Annotated in this window: 19 protein-coding genes and 1 other annotated feature; of the genes, 6 read left to right on the plus strand and 13 right to left on the minus strand. The window is 45.8% G+C overall.

The features are described 5' to 3' along the window. The first annotated feature begins 42 nt into the window (after positions 1-42). Both GUA98_RS09560 and GUA98_RS09565 read left to right on the plus strand, forming a co-directional pair. Complete coding sequence (locus GUA98_RS09560) at positions 43-543, plus strand: hypothetical protein (RefSeq protein WP_095357348.1); 501 nt, start codon at positions 43-45, stop codon at positions 541-543. 5 nt (positions 544-548) lie between these two features. Beyond that, entirely contained in the window at positions 549-827 is a 279-nt protein-coding gene (locus GUA98_RS09565) for a YxcD family protein (RefSeq protein ID WP_095286418.1), read from the plus strand. A gap of 163 nt (positions 828-990) precedes the next feature. Here GUA98_RS09565 and tyrS read toward each other — a convergent pair whose 3' ends face one another. From tyrS to GUA98_RS09610, 9 genes are all read right to left on the minus strand, one after another. Continuing rightward, a complete protein-coding gene (tyrS, locus tag GUA98_RS09570) occupies positions 991-2,250 on the minus strand; it encodes a tyrosine--tRNA ligase (RefSeq protein ID WP_193722815.1) in 1,260 nt (419 codons plus the stop codon). A gap of 119 nt (positions 2,251-2,369) precedes the next feature. Further along, positions 2,370-2,592: a binding site (T-box leader), on the minus strand. Between the two features lie 101 nt (positions 2,593-2,693). Next, positions 2,694-3,140, minus strand: coding sequence for a DMP19 family protein (locus GUA98_RS09575; RefSeq protein ID WP_193722816.1), 447 nt, complete (start codon positions 3,138-3,140; stop codon positions 2,694-2,696). Then, positions 3,133-3,603: an Imm63 family immunity protein gene (locus tag GUA98_RS09580; RefSeq protein WP_193722817.1), complete on the minus strand. Its 471-nt coding sequence runs from the start codon at positions 3,601-3,603 to the stop codon at positions 3,133-3,135. The genes GUA98_RS09575 and GUA98_RS09580 overlap by 8 nt, the downstream gene beginning before the upstream one ends. Before the next feature lie 168 nt (positions 3,604-3,771). Further along, a complete protein-coding gene (locus GUA98_RS09585; protein ID WP_193722818.1) occupies positions 3,772-5,241 on the minus strand; it encodes a protein adenylyltransferase SelO in 1,470 nt (489 codons plus the stop codon). 292 nt (positions 5,242-5,533) lie between these two features. Then, a complete protein-coding gene (locus tag GUA98_RS09590) occupies positions 5,534-6,853 on the minus strand; it encodes a nucleobase:cation symporter-2 family protein (RefSeq protein WP_193722819.1) in 1,320 nt (439 codons plus the stop codon). A gap of 310 nt (positions 6,854-7,163) precedes the next feature. After that, complete coding sequence (locus tag GUA98_RS09595; RefSeq protein WP_193722820.1) at positions 7,164-7,622, minus strand: hypothetical protein; 459 nt, start codon at positions 7,620-7,622, stop codon at positions 7,164-7,166. 26 nt (positions 7,623-7,648) lie between these two features. Then, positions 7,649-7,957, minus strand: coding sequence for a Dabb family protein (locus tag GUA98_RS09600; RefSeq protein WP_153979071.1), 309 nt, complete (start codon positions 7,955-7,957; stop codon positions 7,649-7,651). 187 nt (positions 7,958-8,144) lie between these two features. Further along, positions 8,145-8,690: a PadR family transcriptional regulator gene (locus GUA98_RS09605; RefSeq protein ID WP_127536673.1), complete on the minus strand. Its 546-nt coding sequence runs from the start codon at positions 8,688-8,690 to the stop codon at positions 8,145-8,147. A 74-nt stretch (positions 8,691-8,764) separates the two neighbouring features. Further along, positions 8,765-9,913, minus strand: a complete 1,149-nt coding sequence (locus GUA98_RS09610) for a YhgE/Pip domain-containing protein (RefSeq protein ID WP_227779509.1) — start codon at positions 9,911-9,913, stop codon at positions 8,765-8,767. A 106-nt stretch (positions 9,914-10,019) separates the two neighbouring features. On the opposite strand from GUA98_RS09610, the gene GUA98_RS09615 reads away from it, so the two are divergent. From GUA98_RS09615 to GUA98_RS09625, 3 genes are all read left to right on the plus strand, one after another. After that, the gene (locus GUA98_RS09615) at positions 10,020-11,273 is read left to right on the plus strand and encodes a cytochrome P450 (RefSeq protein WP_193722822.1); all 1,254 of its coding nucleotides are present in this window, start codon (positions 10,020-10,022) and stop codon (positions 11,271-11,273) included. Positions 11,274-11,426: 153 nt separating this feature from the next. Beyond that, entirely contained in the window at positions 11,427-12,281 is an 855-nt protein-coding gene (locus GUA98_RS09620) for an AraC family ligand binding domain-containing protein (protein ID WP_193722823.1), read from the plus strand. Beyond that, positions 12,278-13,198 (plus strand): DMT family transporter, encoded by a 921-nt coding sequence (locus GUA98_RS09625; RefSeq protein ID WP_193722824.1) that lies wholly within the window; start codon positions 12,278-12,280, stop codon positions 13,196-13,198. Before GUA98_RS09620 ends, GUA98_RS09625 begins: the two co-directional genes overlap by 4 nt. 125 nt (positions 13,199-13,323) lie before the next feature. Here GUA98_RS09625 and GUA98_RS09630 read toward each other — a convergent pair whose 3' ends face one another. Beyond that, complete coding sequence (locus tag GUA98_RS09630; RefSeq protein ID WP_193722825.1) at positions 13,324-14,016, minus strand: pseudouridine synthase; 693 nt, start codon at positions 14,014-14,016, stop codon at positions 13,324-13,326. 111 nt (positions 14,017-14,127) lie between these two features. Here GUA98_RS09630 and GUA98_RS09635 point away from each other — a divergent pair, with 111 nt between their 5' ends. Continuing rightward, positions 14,128-15,015 carry a hypothetical protein gene (locus tag GUA98_RS09635; RefSeq protein ID WP_193722826.1) on the plus strand — a complete coding sequence of 296 codons (888 nt, stop codon included), beginning with the start codon at positions 14,128-14,130 and terminating at the stop codon, positions 15,013-15,015. 99 nt (positions 15,016-15,114) lie between these two features. Here the strand turns inward: GUA98_RS09635 and GUA98_RS09640 are convergent, their stop codons facing one another. From GUA98_RS09640 to GUA98_RS09650, 3 genes are all read right to left on the minus strand, one after another. Then, on the minus strand, positions 15,115-15,297 hold the full coding sequence (locus GUA98_RS09640; protein WP_095357337.1) for a YjfB family protein: 183 nt from the start codon (positions 15,295-15,297) through the stop codon (positions 15,115-15,117). Between the two features lie 127 nt (positions 15,298-15,424). Next, on the minus strand, positions 15,425-16,279 hold the full coding sequence (locus tag GUA98_RS09645) for a Cof-type HAD-IIB family hydrolase (protein ID WP_193722827.1): 855 nt from the start codon (positions 16,277-16,279) through the stop codon (positions 15,425-15,427). Positions 16,280-16,352: 73 nt separating this feature from the next. Then, a complete protein-coding gene (locus GUA98_RS09650) occupies positions 16,353-16,856 on the minus strand; it encodes a GNAT family N-acetyltransferase (RefSeq protein WP_321573854.1) in 504 nt (167 codons plus the stop codon). Positions 16,857-17,077: the final 221 nt, after the last annotated feature.

The following is a 17,077-nucleotide window of genomic DNA, read 5'->3' on the forward strand; positions in this document are numbered from 1 at the left end:
GGGTTGATCACACAATTTAATCGGGGGGTTACGATCTTTACAATGAAGAAAAAATTTGGAATTAAACATCTGATGATGGTTTTTATGGCTTTCACTCTGTTGTTCGCAACAGTTGGCGTAGCAAATCCGGATTCTGCTGACGCAAGACGTGGTGGCGGTTTCAAATCAGGCACAAAGAGTTATACCAATACACCTAAGAAATCCGACAACAATGTGAGTCAGTCCAACTCGAACAACAACTCGGGTACAGGTGCAGCTGCAACTAACCGTGGCGGATTCTTCGGCGGTGGCGGCGGATTCATGAAAGGCATGATGCTGGGTGGTCTGGCCGGTATGATGTTCGGCGGATTGTTCGGTGGTATGGGAGCTCTTGGTAACATCCTTGGATTGCTTGTAAACGTGGCTGCGATCATGCTGATCGTTATGCTGGCAATGGCACTCTTCAGAGCCATTGCGAATCGCCGTAAACCGGCTGCAGATGGTCGTTATGACCGTCGCAACGATCGTGATGATGATGACCGCAACAGAAACGGACGGTACTAATCATTATGGTTCTAAGCATGGATGAGATTGTTAATGCAATCTGTCTTCACATGGCTGAACGCAAAGGTGTGCGCCCGACCGATGTCAATGTTGAACTGAGCTGGGAAGAAGATACGGGATACTCCGCAGAAGTCTGGATTCAAGGCCGTAGTCAATACTTGGTTGAATCCAACATGATAGAAGCGATCCTGCGCTACCTGCACAGCGAATACAACATCCGGGCTTACCGTGAAAACGTTCGACTTGATCTGGACGAAGAAATTACAGCCATTGTGAATCAATAATCAAATCAATTAATTTATTTGCGGATGAATTGTTAAAGGGCCGTCTCCCTAATGTCATTGACATTAGTGGAGACGGCCCTATTGTTTACCTTGGGAATGATGAATATCCTGGGAATGTAAACTTACGTTGTTCTTCCCAAGATATTCATGATACGGTACGTTCCTACTTCAATTTCACAAGGCTGTAGTTCTTCTTGCCTTTACGAATAATGATGAACTTGCCACCAATCGCATGCTCTGCAGACACTGTGAATTCCAGCTCTGTAATCTTCTCTCCGTTCATAGAGATCGCACCTTTCGTGACATCCTCACGCGCTTGGCGTTTGGATGGCTCAAGGCCCAGATCCAACAGCCAGTCCACGATGTTTTTGGCTTCGCCGTCTGTTTCAAACATAGGCATTTCCTTGAAGCCCTGCTCGATCTCATCTGCTGTTAGGGAGCGAATATCTCCACTGAAGAGCGCAGCGGTAATCCGTTTAGCTTGCTCCAGCATCTCATCGCCGTGAACGAATTTTGTCATTTCTTCGGCGAGTGCCTTCTGTGCTTCACGTTTGTGCGGCTCAGTCTCCACCTTTTCAGCCAAAGCTTCAATTTCCTCTTTGCTCAGGAAGGTGAAGTATTTCAGGTATTTGATGACATCGCGATCATCCGTATTCGCCCAGAACTGGTAGAATTCGAATGGTGTCGTTTTGTCCGGATCCAACCAGATCGCACCGCCCGCGGTTTTACCGAATTTCGTACCATCGGCTTTGAGCATCAGAGGGATCGTCAGCCCGTAAGCTCTTGCTTCAGATCCTTCCTTCTTGCGGATGAGGTCCAGACCACTCGTGATATTCCCCCATTGATCGGAGCCACCGATCTGCAGCTGTACATCCTCGTTTTGGAACAGGTGATGATAATCCAGAGACTGCAGGATCTGGTAGGAAAACTCGGTGAACGAGATTCCGCCTTCCAGTCTGCTCGCTACCACATCTTTTGCCAGCATCGTGTTAAGATTGAAGTTTTTCCCGTAATCACGCAAAAACTCGATGACGTTAATTTGATGGGTCCAGTCGTAGTTGTTCACCATACGAACCTGATTGTCGCCTTCGGTTACGAACAATTTTTTCATCTGTGCTGTCAGCTTATTGACGTTCTCTTGGACCTGTTCCAGGGTTTGCAGCGAACGCTCGGATTGACGTCCACTTGGGTCACCAATTGTACCCGTTGCTCCCCCAATCAGGATCACTGGACGATGTCCCGCAAGTTGAAAACGTTTCAGCATCATGAACGGAATCAGGTGACCGATGTGCATACTGTCTCCAGTAGGGTCAACTCCACAGTACAAGGATATCGACTTGGTTTCCGTTAGCTCACGCAGCCCCTCCGCATCCGTCTGTTGGTTTATGGCGTCACGCCATTCAAGTTCATCAATAATATTCAACCCAAACAACCCCTTTCTCTTCTAATCGTTTTTCAGTCATGGACTACGTTAATGGTCAAAAATACAGATGAAAGCAGCTTTTTTGGACACAAAAAAATCGCCTCCTTGTCTTCATTAGACATAGGGACGATTATCATAACCGTGGTACCACCCAACTTGCATGAACAGATGCTTACGCACCATCCATACCGCTTTCGGCAATATATCGTTTGCCCATTCCGCTTGGCATTACCCAAGTACTCCAGAGTGTAATTCGCAGCCCTTGTATGTATCAGGTTCCATCAACCCCTGACTTTCTGTAACAGGGACAAAGCCGCTACTGCGCTCCATCAACGTAATTCATGTATTAGATTATAGCCAGTATAGCCGAACGTTCAATCCATTGCAAGAGCCTGTATTTAATCTGCTCGCCGTACAGCAAAAGATACCTCTGACCTTTTATACTATGCCTCCATATTCAGCTTCCTATGATAATACGTGTATGCCTTCTCCGCAATCTGATCCTCGTTATCCCACAATTGCTGATCCAGAGCATCTAACCTTAGTTCCTCTTCTGTCGTGAGTAAACGGGGAATGTCCCATAATGCTGTCAGCCGTTCATCATCCGCCAAATGCTCGATCAAGCGATACTGCTCTTGAATATTACCCAGTACTTGGTTCGCACCAATCGTATGTAATGCCCGCAAAACATGAAGATATGCTTCTTCTCCCCAATTGCAGAAAAATTGAATAAACCCACCGTTAAATACGTCTACTTCCAACAGCCATAGGGCTGCAATTTCCTGCTCCTCGGATGTTAATCCCGACCATCCCTGTTCCTGTTTGTTCTTTTTGTCTACAAACTTCAACGCATAATCATACCATACATCATGAATATCTTGATTAGTCATGCCCTTCATCCCTTCCGCTAGGCTGCATGCTCTCCAGTTCATGGCGTTTACCGGTTTGATGCCAGTGTAAATAGGGTTCTCCCAACTGCTGAAAAGCGTTCGTTACGTTGTGGTCCATTTCCTGTATCACTTCGCTCGTGTATTTTAGATGAGTGTTGATATTATCTACATCGTATTTTTTCAACATCTCCACATGCACCGTGGTAAAAATAATATCCTCCAGCAGCCAGTAGATCACCATCTCGGTCTGCTTCAACTTTTTCTTCAACATGGGCATTCCACGTTCATATATGGTGACGATATAGGTTCCATTTTCAATTTCAACATAAGGCACGCCTTCCCATTTGAAAGGCTCGAATAGACGGTTAACATATGTATTGCTCTGTTCATGGTCAAAGTCTGTTTGGGATAACAGTTCAAGCAGCTTGACTGCTAATTCCTGTTTGGTTAAAACCTCTGACATGGCAGCTCACCACCTGTAATTCATTTAAAATTGCACTCCCCATGACATGATCATGAAAAAGCTGCCGGTGGCAGCTTCTTCGTGATCACCGTGTGGCTTGTACTCACAAGGTACCTATTGCAACTTATGATTGTCTTTTCAATCTGAATGCTGAATCTGCACTTCCCATCAGGTTCCGCAAAATGTCCGATAAGATGGATCACAGGTCGTCGGCAATGTGGCGTATTCTTCCTGTTCCGGTGTATGTGCATAAGGTTTCCGGAGAACGGCTAGCAGCTGGTTCATTACGCGATAATCCCCATCGTTTTCTGCCCGTTCAAGCGCCTCTTCCACTCTATGATTCCGTGGGATGATTGCAGGATTGCTGCTCATCATCAATTGCTCTACAGCCTCTTTGGATTCAGACTGCCGGCCCAGTCTGGCTTTCCAGCGTTCATTCCATTCCTCAAATTCCGCCGCTTCGTTCAGATTGGAGTTCTCCCACTTATCAAAGGTTAAAGCTAAGAACGTATTCGTGAAGTCCGCCGATTGCTTTTCCATCAGTTCCAGAAGGTCTTTTATAAGCGTTTCATCTTCGTCCTCTTCTGTCAATAATCCCAGCTTGGCACGCATGCCGGATACCCATTCTTGATGATACTGCTCCGAGAATTGGGAGATGGCATCCTGTGCAATCTGAATGGCCACATCTTCATTTTCATGCAGCAGCGGCAGTAAAGTCTCCGCAAGACGAGCCAGATTCCAGCCCGCAATATAGGGTTGATTGCCGTAGGCATAGCGACCTTGTGTATCGATTGAACTAAAGACTGTAGCCGGATTATAAGCATCCATAAAAGCACAAGGCCCGTAGTCAATCGTTTCTCCACTGATGGCCATATTGTCCGTATTCATGACACCATGGATAAATCCAACATTCTGCCACTTGGCTATCAGTGATGCCTGTCGTTTGATGACTGCACGGAGGAAGTTCAAGTATCGGTTATGAACCAAAGGAATGTCGGGGAAATGACGCTCCAGCGTATAGTCGGCCAGTGCTCTCAGTTCGTCTACAGTTCCCCATCTAGCTGCAAACTGAAAGGTGGCCACGCGGATGTGACTGGAGGCCACTCGGGTTAATATGGCACCCGGCCGTTCCGTTTCACGAAAAATGCTTTCTCCAGTCGTCACTACTGCCAAACTTCTCGTTGTAGGGATACCCAGGGCTTCCATCGCTTCACTAATAATATATTCACGCAGCATCGGTCCGATCGCCGCCCGACCATCTCCTCCACGTGAGTATGGTGTTCTGCCTGAACCTTTGAGCTGAATATCCACCCTCTCGCCCTGTGGCGTAATCTGTTCACCCAGCAGCAATGCCCGTCCATCACCAAGCATGTTGAAATTGCCAAATTGATGCCCTGCGTAAGCTTGAGCCAGAGGCTCGGCTCCAGGCGGAAGTTCATTGCCTGCAAAAATTGATGCCCCTTCCTTGCTGCTCAGCGCTTCAGCATTCAGCCCGAGGCTGGCGGCAAGGGTTTCATTTAAGATGACAAGCTCAGGCGACTGTACCGGTACTGCACCCTGACTTGTATAAAAGGTCTGCGGCAGCCGGGCATAACTATTGTCCAAATTCCAGCCTGCGCCTAGCTTATCCTTTACCATGTGCACTCCACTCCTTCTCCTCAACAAAGGAACTCCTCTGTTTGTATTCATGTAGCCTGTGTGAACCAATGCTCATTTATGTAGTCGCATGGAATTTCGAAATGATGAACATATCATATGCTCATAAGGAAACTTTAGCATATTTGTAGGGTGTTTGCATGTTTCATCGTGTAGGGCAGCCAAATAAACCCACAAGGTATTCATTAGGAAGAATGATGTTATTCAATCTTTCCAGGAATGAATTCGATGTGGGCTTACTCGTTTAATTCGCTATTATTCAGTTAAGATGAAATCAGGTATGTGCTTCCTGTGTTCCGGCTACAGGCTGGACAGGCAGACTTTCCTTTTTGAAACCAAGGTTGAAAAAGATATTGAGCAGAATCGCTGACAGACTTCCTGTGATAATACCATCGCTCACAATGATCCGAATGCTCTGTGGCAGCTGGGCAAACAGATCTGGTACGGCTGTGACACCAAGCCCGAGCGATACCGAACAAGCAACGATCAACAGATTGGACTGCCTGCCGAAATCGACGGTTTGCAGCATTTTGATTCCAGAGGATACGACCATACCGAACAGAACCACTGTCGCACCGCCTAATACTGCACTTGGGATAATGGTTGCAAATGCTGCTACCTTCGGAATGAGTCCAAGGAAGACGAGAATGCCTCCGGCTGCAACCACAACATTTGTCGTTTTCACCTTGGACAATTGAACGAGCCCGACATTCTGTGCAAATGTATTGTATGGGAAGGCATTGAATATCCCGCCAAGTACAAAAGCCAAGCCCTCTGCACGATAACCGCGAGCCAGATCCTTCTCATTGATGGGCTGATCACAAATTTTGCTCAAAGCCATAAACACACCCGTTGACTCAATAATCACGACAGTACCTACGATGATCATTGTAATAATCGGGCCAAGCTCAAAGGTTGGCATTCCGAAATAAAAGGGTTGTGGCAAGTGGAACCATGACGCTTCCTGTACAGGAGAGAAATTCACTTTTCCCATAAGAGCCGCAATGAGCGTTCCTGCGATGATGCCAATCAGGACAGCTAGAGATTTAACGAAACCCCGAGCATACCGGTTCAGGATCAAAATAAAGAGCAGTACTCCGAAAGATAGTGCCAGATTGTCCAGGCTTCCGAAGTTCTCACTATTTGCCCCGCCAGCCATATTCTTAATACCGGTAGGAATAAGTGCTAGACCGATAATGGTTACCACGGTACCAATGACAACGGGAGGAAACAGCTTGACGATTTTGCTGAAAAATACGGCACAGATGACGATAAATAAACCGGCAACTATGATGGACCCATAAATGGCTGGAATTCCATACTGAGATCCGATGGCGATCATGGGCGTTACAGCTACAAATGAACTACCGAGTACTGCCGGCAAACCAATACCCAGATACTTTCCCTTTCGAGCCTGCAGCCACGTTGCAACACCGCATGTGAGCAGGTCAATGGATACCAGATATGCCAGCTGCTCTGCCGTCAGATTCAAGGCTCTTCCCACGAGTAAAGGTACCAGAATTGCCCCGGCATACATCGCCAATACATGTTGAATCCCCAGTGAAAAAATTCTCATCTTTTTTGTTTCGTTCATCCGCGCTCGCCCCCGAAATTAGAATCAACCCATCGCACTGAATAATCATGTTATGTTGATTCACATTATATAAACTATTTCGAAAACTTCCATGATACATGAACGAGAATTGTTACAGGATATAAAGAGATCGTATCTTTTTGGGCAAACGAAACAAAACACCCGATTTCTAGTGTAATATAATTTAACATCTCACTACATTTTTTACGGAATATCAGGAGAAAAGAAAAAAGCCAGCACCACATGTGCCAGCCTGCTGTTCAATCGATTTAATCATGATCGGAATTTTTCATTGAAGGTATCTGGACTTCTAGGTGGCAAATTGGGAAGCGATGTAGGCCCATCCCTCCTCCACACTCCGGAACACCCATCCGGCAGATTCGATTCCATCTTCACTGCCAACCCCAAGCAGAAGTGTTCTGACCGCTTCTTCTGATTTGGGTCCAACGGTAAGCGCAAGCGGAAATGGACGGTACCGTGAGATCTCACTACCTACGTCAAAAACAAGATCCAACTCATCTCCCCAATCATACTGCATGTCCGACAGATCAATAACAAGTCCGTCCGGCCTCCAGGCTTCCAGCACAGCTTTGCCGATTGCACTCATATAACGGGCATCCGAGTTGCCTCTACTGCCAAACCCGTAGACACCACTAAATTTCAAAATCATGATCTTCCTATAGGTATTCTCTGACACACTCCCGATACGAACTTCGTACTCCAGCTCGCTTAAATCTTCCAACCGATATGTGCTGGTATTTAAACTCATATTAGTTTTCTCCTACATGACCTGTCTTATTTCGAAGGAATCGGAAAGTCCGTTACAATAACATTCTCTACCCATCCGTTAAGGGAAGCTACAAAAGCCTGATGCGCAGGATGTGGACCATATGCACGCAAGGCTTCTTGGTCTTCAAACGTCACTCTTAATCCAAGCGTGAATCCCTGAATATGATCCGTCTCTTCCGTTACATTGATTCCGGCAGTCAGATCGATGATCCCAGGAATCTCGTCCTGCAAGGCGAGCAATTGTGTGACAAATTCCTGCTGTTTTGCCGGCGTAATTTTATCGTTGAATTTGAATACCACCAGATGTTCGAACATGAAATTTCCTCTCCTTCGTTATACAATGTTCATTTACGACATAGTTCAGATTCTATAGGTTTTTTCCATATCTTTCAATCCAGGCTCCTGATTCTGCTTCGCACTTTAGACAAAAAAAGGCGCGTTCAAAGCCAGACTGTCGCTGACCTGACGCACCTCTTCGCAGGCACGGTGACGCGTAACGCGCTTAATGCCTTAAGGCTCTGCTCTGAACATGATGAAGGAGCTTCTCCAACCAGGCAATGTTGCTCTCAATCGTGTGATAAGCATGATCCCTCATCAGCCACAGAGCATCCATCAAATCCTCACTTACCTCAATCTCCTCTGGTTTCTGCTCGTCAATATAATCGAGTTTTTTTCTTTGTTTCACGATTATATCTTCAATAAGGTATGCGATCTTCTGATTATCCACCTTATCCAGATTAACCAGCGCTGCATAAAGGGACTGAATGGTCGTGAATTTCTGAAATACTTTATAGATGCTCTCTTCAAGTGCTAGCCGCCCTTGATCGGTGATCCCATACATCGTTTTGTCTGGTCTATTCTCACTCTGGATCGTTTCAATCTTCTCGATTAGACCCTTCTTATGCAGCACTTCAAAATTGTAATAGATCGTACCTTCCGTGATTTTGGCCTCGGTCTGATCCAAATGTTTGCCTATTTGCTTTTTAATATCATAGGGATAACAATTCCCTTCACTTAATGCACCAAGAATAAATATTTGAATTGACATGTGACTGCCCCCATTCTGCTCTTACCAAGGGCACAGCTTTTTACAAAATCGCCCGAGCCCTTTTATTTCTTATTTTATACTATAGCGGGCTGTTGTGAAGACTCTTGCAGCGGATTGGTTTGCTTGGCCTGTTTGAAATGTTGAATCGCTGCATTGAGCACGAAAGCGACCAGCCCAACCAGCGCTAATCCAATGGCGTAATGGGCCGTTCTGCCACCACCGAAGAGAATATTGTAATCCAGATGCGTGGAATAGAACATCGGCGTGATCTGACTGACGAATTTGAAATATCCAGGCATCATTTCGAGTGACATGGACGTGCCGTTGGCAATGGACTGGCTAAGCACGAATATCATGTTGATCAGCATACCTCCTTGACCGAGAAGCATGATGAAGATACTTGTAAATTCAATCGACACGAATAATTGCAGACTGTGCACCAGCCACATTTTCAGAAAGACTTCAACTCCATATCCTTGAACCATGAAATAGATGCCTACTCCAACCAGAGGAGCAATCAGGGATATCAGCAGGTTCGCCCCCCGCAGGGCAAAAAAGGCTTTCCATTTTCCCATTTGTGCACGCAGCTGCTGCATTCCGCCCACGCTCTGCATGGCATAGATCATGGCTCCAACGTAGAGCGCCATCGTGATGAACATCGGTGCCATCTGATTTTGCATACCGGCAGGCTGCGGGTTGCTCATGACGATATTGGATGAGACCTTGCCGGTAGTTGATTCCACAATCTGTTTGGATTGATCCGCAGGAACCTGCATTCCGTTCAATACCGCTTCGAAGCTTTGAGCCTGAACCTGTGCGCTGATCTGAGCGGTAATTTCTGCTGCTACACTTTTCATCGAACTGGTAATGGTCGTTGGGTTAGATTCATTAATCAAATATTCCAGCTGCGCTTTGCCGCTCTGTTCAGACAGTTTCTCCGTAAAATCACCAGGTATACGTATCACCATATGAATATCGCGGTCCTCCAGACCCGTCTTCGCCTGTTCCAGCGATTCATCGGTTACGATATTGAACGGGAGCTGCTCTTGCAGCTTCTGAACAAATTCAGTACCGGATTGTTGGTCCTCATTAACGATGGCCACGGTAAGATTCGTTACATTTTTGGGGATCGCGCTATATCCGGACATGAAAACGGTCAGCATCACAATCTGATAGAACACAATCATGAATATACCCGCTTTGACTCCTTTATGCTTCAGCATGCTCTTCACTCTCTACTCCACCTTATTATTATAATTTAAACTACTTGAATTAAAGTACTCTTGTTTGTTATATTTGTCAATGACCCCAACTAAGGAGGTAAGATGAATGAAGAAGAGCACGATTATTTCTCTGTCTGAAATCACGAAATTCCAATCGAAAGAAGAAGAGTTTAGCCCTTATCGTTGGTATCGCCACATGCTCAAACAGGAACCCGTCGTTTACAATGAAGAAACGGATTCCTGGCATGTGTTCAAGTATGACTTGGTCAAAACCGTATTGAATGATCATGAACATTTCTCCAGTGTAAGAGAAAGATCGATTGTGAACGTGGGGTATTCAAATGAAGGAGAAGGTGCGGACAGCGAGCATCATATTCCGGACAAGCTGGATATTCACAACGTCGATCCTCCGGAACACCGCAAGCGAAGATCATTATTAGCAAGTGCATTTACCCCAAGAAGTCTCAAACTGTGGGAACCGCGTATTCAGGCCGCAGCAGACGAGTTAGTCGCGGAATTTTCACAGCTTCCCGAGGTGGATATTGTACAAGCCTACACAAGTATGTTTCCAGTAATCATCATGTCTGATCTGCTTGGCATTCCTTCCAAAGACAGGCTCCTATTTAAGGAATGGGTAGATATTCTCTTCATGCCAACAACAGATGCAACCTTTAGCCGGATCAATGAAATGAAGAAAATAGCGGGTCAGCAATATTTCGAATACCTTTACCCTTTTGTCGTGTCCAAACGCACAAATCTTGCCGAGGACATTATCTCGGACCTGATCCAGGTCGAAGTGGATGGTGAACATTTTACGGATGAGGAAATTGTACGCACCACCATGTTCATTCTGGGTGCAGGAATAGAAACGACAAGCAACCTGTTGGCCAATTCCTTCTATGCGCTGCTCTATGATAAGCCTGGACTGTACACGGAGCTGAGAGATAATCCAGAGCTTGTCGGAAATGCAGTGGAAGAAATGCTGCGGTACCGTTTCCATATCAGTAAAATGGACCGCATGGTCAAAGCGGATAATAACCTGCTTGGAGTTGAGCTCAAAAAAGGAGATGCCATCGTAGCCTGGATGAGTGCAGCCAACATGGATGAGGACATGTTCGAGGATCCTTTCACATTGAATATTCATCGTCCGAACAATAACAAACAGCTCGCTTTTGGCTTCGGCACACACTTCTGCCTGGGTGCACCTCTCGCTAGGCTGGAAGCCAAAATTGTTCTGACGACATTTTTGAGAACCTTTTCAAATATTGAACCCGTCAGCGGGTTCATTCTGGAAGACCACCTGACTCCGTCTGCAGCAGGACAATCTCTGACAAGCCTTCCCATGAGGTTATATAAGTAGTACGATATAGATGAAAAAAAGAAAAAGAGCAGGAAATCTGCTCTTTTTCTGCTGCTTCCCTGCTATTTATACATGCGCGAGCGCAATATCGTCCAAGAAATTGCCTTCTTTTCAGTTTATACTGACAAGAACTTACGAGAAAGAAGGTGCAGCATGAATCGCGAAGTACGAACCGTTGTATTTGACACCGATCTGCAGCTTGAAGCTTATCAATTCCAGGGCATCATGCAGAAATTCCCCAATCACTTTCATGACTATTATGTCATTGGTTTTATTGAGCAGGGCAAGCGACATCTGGTCTGCAATAATCAGGAGTATGTGCTAAATACGGGCGACATGATTATATTTAACCCTCATGACCCCCACGCCTGTGAAGGGATTGACGGAAGAACACTCGATTATCGCTGTATTAATATCCAGCCAGAGGTCATGAGAGAATACACCCGCGAAATTACCGGACAAGATTATCTGCCGCACTTCACAGCACCCGTACTCTATCAACACGAATTGGTCGGCTCTTTGCATGATCTGCATTTGATGATTTTGGAGGAGCAGTCCGATTTTGGCAAAGAAGAGCTGCTGCTTCTGCTGCTGGAACAGCTGCTTCGGGATTATGCAGATGCTGAATCCTCCGTCTCTACTCAAGATGTCACGATCGAAGTCAAGTGTATCTGCGAATACATAGAGTCTCATTACATGGAAAGTATATCGCTGGGTGAGTTAGCTGAGCGAAGTGGAATGAGCAAGTATCATCTGGTACGTCTATTTACTCGCCAAAAAGGCATCTCACCATATCGGTATCTGGAAACGATTCGTATTAATCAGGCCAAACGCTTATTGGAACAAGGAACGCTGCCGCTTGAGGTATCCGCCCAGACGGGATTCAGCGATCAGAGCCATTTTACGAACTTTTTCAAAAAACTAATCGGCTTGACGCCCAAACAATATCACCGAATCTTTAACCATGAATACCATTCCCAACGGCTGCAGGACCGTGTTTCACGATGAGTGAAAATAAACATACGGCTGGTCACCTGCTCGCCTTGCTAACGATTTTGATCTGGGGGACCACTTTTATCTCCACAAAAATTCTGCTCATCGACTTTACACCTGTGGAAATCCTGATGTTTCGTTTTCTGATTGGATATGTGGTGTTGTTCCTGATCTACCCACGCGTGATGCGAATATCAACGATTCGGGATGAGATGCTTTTTATGGCGGCCGGACTGTGCGGGGTCACATTGTATTTTTTGATCGAAAATATCGCGCTTGTTTTCACACTGGCTTCCAACGCAGGTGTCATTGTGTCCATTGCACCCTTCTTCACCGCTGTGCTTGCGCATTTCTTCCTGAAGGATGAGCCGTTATCTCGACATTTTGTCGTCGGTTTTGCTATTGCTTTGACAGGCATTGTGATCATTGCGTTCAATGGGCGTTACAGCCTGCAGCTGAATCCGCTGGGCGATCTGCTTGCTTTTGTGGCTCCTGCGGTCTGGGCAATCTATTCCGTCCTTATGCGTAAAATAGGCGATCTTCGCTATCACACCATTGGCGCAACACGCAAAGTGTTCTTTTACGGGCTTTTGTTCATGCTCCCTGCCTTATTCCTGTTCGAATTCCATTTTGACATGAAGCGGTTAGCCGATCTGTCCAACCTTTCCAATCTTCTTTTTCTCGGGGTAGGCGCTTCTGCGTTGTGCTTTGTAACCTGGAATAGGGCGGTAAGCCTTCTGGGAGCAGTGAAAACCAGTGTTTACATTTATTTGGTGCCTGTAATTACATTGGTAGCCTCTGCACTGCTGCTGGATGAACCTATTACTTGGGTTACCATGCTTGGTGCGGTGTTAACACTCCTGGGTTCCATCATCTCAGAACGAAAAGTTCGGAAGCATGCCCCCGGATCGAAGTTGTCCGAGATCCATTAGGCTCTGGTCGTTTGGAACGCAAAAGAAGGCACTATGCATCCTTTCAGGATTAGTGCCTTCTTAATGTTTGCGTGCGATGACTTACCTTTTGCACAAATGTTATTATCCAGGCTAGGAGTAGTCAGCTAATTCAGTCTGGCAAGCAGCGTACTCAGCTCATGCTTCTCCAGATGCCTCCATTGTCCTCGTTCCAGCTGATCCAGTGTTATATTCATAATACGGATGCGCTCCAGTTTCAGCACTCTATACCCCAAGGCTTTGCACATTCTGCGAATTTGCAGATTAAGCCCCTGTGTCAGTATAATCCGAAAAACATCCTCTCTGTGGCGATATACTTCGCATGGCTTGGTTATTACGTCCAGAATCTCGACTCCTTGGGACATCATTCTTAGGAAATCATCTGTAATCGGTTTATCCACGGTCACCACGTATTCTTTCTCATGATTGTGCTCTGAGCGCATCATTTTGTTAACAATCTCTCCATCGTTCGTAAGCAAAATCAAACCTTCCGAGGCTTTATCCAGCCTGCCAACGGCAAAGATACGTGATGGATAATTCACATACTGTATAATATTCCCCTCGACTTGTTGTGCTGCCGTACAGACGATACCTATTGGTTTGTTGAGAGCCAGGTATACAGGCTTACGATCAACCTGCGGGATTTCCTTGCCATCGATCAGGACGAGATCCTCTGCTTCAACCTCTGCCCCTTTTACACAGACCTCACCATTGATCGTAATCCGCCCGGCTGCAATTAAGCGGTCTGTCTCTCTCCTTGAGCAGAATCCCGTTTCACTTATGTATTTATTAATCCGCATGCTTCACCGCTTCTCATCTGTAATATAGCCATCATCTCATTTATAATGAAAGGAAGCAATGAAGCCTATACGAAGTCTTAGGGTAAGCAACTAACTTTTGAGGAGATGCTCATGGACAAACAATGCATGAGAGTGCTTAAAAAGCTGTACCTTCATACCAACGGCAAGTATGACAGGGAGCGCCAAGTGATGGTGTATCAAACGGATACACTAACTGCTGACGAACAAGACATATTACATACGCACGGCTGGGTTCCTAATAATCTGGAGCTAATTTCGCATGACGAAATTATTCAACAATTAATTGATTTGCAGCAAAATGAACATCTATCCTGGACCACGATCACCAATGCATTTGTGGCGGGTGTTGGCGGAAGTTATCCCCGAGGCATAACTACACTTGGAAGCTACTATATGATGGTTCACATGCAGCACCATGCTTATGAAGAAGCGAAACAATTCCATTGTTGTAAATACTGCGGTTTAAGCCGTAACAGGAATGACGCATGGGATAATTTGTCCTATATTCGCTATGCCGTTCATTTGGGACACGATTACAGTTCAACTAGTTTAGGGGCATATGCTGATTTGACAGAGCTAGTTTCCCTGCTTGAACATCAATCCATTACACCGAGTGAAAAGGACATATACGCCTTCAATCAACTGCTTCATAGTTTGGATCAGGCAGAGAGCGATGAATCTCCGGGAAAATATGAGAAACGGCTCACAGCCGAGAAATTGATCAAAGGACAGGCTGGCATCCGCCGAGGCATATTGAAATCTTTATCCCGCGTGGGTGTTCTGCCGAACCAGATTCTCCCCCTTCATCCTGATCATTGGACCAATATCGAAGAGCTGCTGAATGCCGAATTACTGCTCAGCAATACGAAAGGCCGCTCCGACATGGAGATGCCGTGGGCTGGATGGCAAGGTAAACTCGGCGTGGATTGGGACAAGGCTCGTCAGCTTTTTGGAAGTATGATCCTCCATCATTCCTAGTCGTAAAAAAACAACCCAAACTGCTTCAATTCCATGAATTGAAACCGTTTGGGTTCGCTTGCTGCAATTGTTTTTGAACATGCATTTCTTCGAAAACGTCTACACTGAAATATCCAGACTACTTCCGAGATTCGGATGTGGGGCTGGAACAGATTTTAACATTTCCGTAAGCTGTTGACCTTGTTGTTCTGCCATGTTTTTCGACAATGACATCACCTGCAAACTCGCCGACTGCGCCAGCGACGTTTGACTCATGGCCATTGATAATGCTGCAATATCCATGTTCTGCACTCCTTTATGTATCTAGTAAATGAGGGTACTTAATATATATCGGACAGTGCACAGGAATTGTGTAATCTAACGCACGCTATGATTCTATTCAGGAGGGAGAAATCTCAAGAACATAGGACTAAATCAAGCCATACTTCACAAAACTGTGATACAACCCATCTTCGTCAATGGTTTCGGTAATGTCATCGGCGATGGCTTTCAGACCGGGCTTCGCATTGCCCATGGCAATGCCTATATTGCAAAATTCCAGCATCTCCGCATCATTCATGCCGTCTCCGATGGCCAGTGTGTCCTCCCTAGACATGCCCAGGTGTTCCAGCAGATCCGCAATCGCAATTGCCTTGTGAATGCCAGGAATCATGAGCTCCCCGCTTCCCTCTCCAAAGATAGGTACGGTACATTGGATTACCTCGAATTTGCCCTGAAATTCCTGCTTGATCCGTTCGAACGGAACCACAGCACTTTCCAGAAAACAAACCTTATTGACATCATCCTTATATAAGTCGGCTTCACCGTAGGTCAGACCCGCAATAAAGGGATGTGGCTTCTGTTCCTTTTTCGCTCTGGCTGCCGGATCATTCTCCACATCACCGTATATGCGACGTTCGAGATGGGTTTGAAGATTGCTGCTAGCATAGAGGGCCGAATTGGATTCCAGATAGAAATCAATCTGATGTTCATTGAAAAAATCGACCATATGCCGAACATCTTCAGCCGTTACCTTTTTATGATAGAGAACTTCATCTCCAAACTCCACGTATCCGCCACCTGCACCAATCAGACCGTCGAATCCGACGTCCCAGATGGAATCATAAATTTCCGCCTTCGAACGCCCTGTGCACAAATAAAGCAGATGTCCATTCGCACGTGCCTGTATACAAGCTTGCTGAGCTGAAACAGGTATGTTCCCATCATCATCCACCAGTGTTCCGTCAATATCGATAAAGACTATTTTCTGTGTCCGTGTGTTCATCTGCATCTGCCCCCATTATGTCTCATGCCATGTTGTAACCATCCATTCATGCAAAACACGTATACATTACGAATTACTTCTCCGCAGGCTTATCCATATGCACAATTTGCCACTCATTATGCTCTTCGGTCACGATTGTAAATCCTTGACGCTGCCAGAAATCCACAGCCCCAGGCAAGAAACGGTGGGTGTGTAGGTACAACGTGGTGTACGGCATTTCTCTTACCACACGCTCCAGCTCTTTCACCAAAAGTGAACCAATACCGTATCTGCGATAGGCAGGATCGACATAACATTTTACAATTTCAGCTGCGGATTGGTACGGGTACCGGCCTTCGATCACCTGAATCCGACCATCATATGGCACAATGCCGATGGAGCCTACAATGTCCGCTTCCTCCGTTACGGCTACCAGAAAGACCGCACCTGCTGTCTCCATATAATGTTCTCTAAATTGCATCAGATCCGCAGGTATCTGTTCATGATTCATCATTGGAAATACTTCTCTGCGGACACGCATGGCAAAATCAACAGCTTGCTCAATCTGATGGAGCTGAACCTTCATTACCTTGGGCACTGTTTGGAGCTGTTTTACCATATTTTCATTCCTATCCTGTAAATTAGAGCCTGCTTATTGCAGTTACCCCGAACCCGCTTTCTTAGTGAGTTCGCTCTCTCCCATCATCTTACCTAATTAATTTTCTTCTATCAATCTAGCTGTACTCCTATCCAAAATGATAGAAAGCCCGCGCGATTTGAGAGACTCTGCATACGATAAGACGTGTTACCAAATCAAAC

It is taken from the genome of Paenibacillus sp. P13VS, assembly GCF_015143645.1.
In the GTDB taxonomy this organism is placed as follows: domain Bacteria; phylum Bacillota; class Bacilli; order Paenibacillales; family Paenibacillaceae; genus Paenibacillus; species Paenibacillus xylanilyticus_A.

What these genes read in the sequence shown, in the direction of transcription:
- GUA98_RS09560 (WP_095357348.1), top strand. Translation starts at nt 43, where the DNA reads ATGAAGAAAAAATTTGGAATTAAACATCTGATGATGGTTTTTATGGCT.
- GUA98_RS09565 (WP_095286418.1), top strand. Translation starts at nt 549, where the DNA reads ATGGTTCTAAGCATGGATGAGATTGTTAATGCAATCTGTCTTCACATG.
- GUA98_RS09575 (WP_193722816.1), bottom strand. Translation starts at nt 3,140, where the DNA reads ATGACTAATCAAGATATTCATGATGTATGGTATGATTATGCGTTGAAG.
- GUA98_RS09580 (WP_193722817.1), bottom strand. Translation starts at nt 3,603, where the DNA reads ATGTCAGAGGTTTTAACCAAACAGGAATTAGCAGTCAAGCTGCTTGAA.
- GUA98_RS09585 (WP_193722818.1), bottom strand. Translation starts at nt 5,241, where the DNA reads ATGGTAAAGGATAAGCTAGGCGCAGGCTGGAATTTGGACAATAGTTAT.
- GUA98_RS09590 (WP_193722819.1), bottom strand. Translation starts at nt 6,853, where the DNA reads ATGAACGAAACAAAAAAGATGAGAATTTTTTCACTGGGGATTCAACAT.
- GUA98_RS09595 (WP_193722820.1), bottom strand. Translation starts at nt 7,622, where the DNA reads ATGAGTTTAAATACCAGCACATATCGGTTGGAAGATTTAAGCGAGCTG.
- GUA98_RS09600 (WP_153979071.1), bottom strand. Translation starts at nt 7,957, where the DNA reads ATGTTCGAACATCTGGTGGTATTCAAATTCAACGATAAAATTACGCCG.
- GUA98_RS09605 (WP_127536673.1), bottom strand. Translation starts at nt 8,690, where the DNA reads ATGTCAATTCAAATATTTATTCTTGGTGCATTAAGTGAAGGGAATTGT.
- GUA98_RS09610 (WP_227779509.1), bottom strand. Translation starts at nt 9,913, where the DNA reads ATGCTGAAGCATAAAGGAGTCAAAGCGGGTATATTCATGATTGTGTTC.
- GUA98_RS09615 (WP_193722822.1), top strand. Translation starts at nt 10,020, where the DNA reads ATGAAGAAGAGCACGATTATTTCTCTGTCTGAAATCACGAAATTCCAA.
- GUA98_RS09620 (WP_193722823.1), top strand. Translation starts at nt 11,427, where the DNA reads ATGAATCGCGAAGTACGAACCGTTGTATTTGACACCGATCTGCAGCTT.
- GUA98_RS09625 (WP_193722824.1), top strand. Translation starts at nt 12,278, where the DNA reads ATGAGTGAAAATAAACATACGGCTGGTCACCTGCTCGCCTTGCTAACG.
- GUA98_RS09630 (WP_193722825.1), bottom strand. Translation starts at nt 14,016, where the DNA reads ATGCGGATTAATAAATACATAAGTGAAACGGGATTCTGCTCAAGGAGA.
- GUA98_RS09635 (WP_193722826.1), top strand. Translation starts at nt 14,128, where the DNA reads ATGGACAAACAATGCATGAGAGTGCTTAAAAAGCTGTACCTTCATACC.
- GUA98_RS09640 (WP_095357337.1), bottom strand. Translation starts at nt 15,297, where the DNA reads ATGGATATTGCAGCATTATCAATGGCCATGAGTCAAACGTCGCTGGCG.
- GUA98_RS09645 (WP_193722827.1), bottom strand. Translation starts at nt 16,279, where the DNA reads ATGAACACACGGACACAGAAAATAGTCTTTATCGATATTGACGGAACA.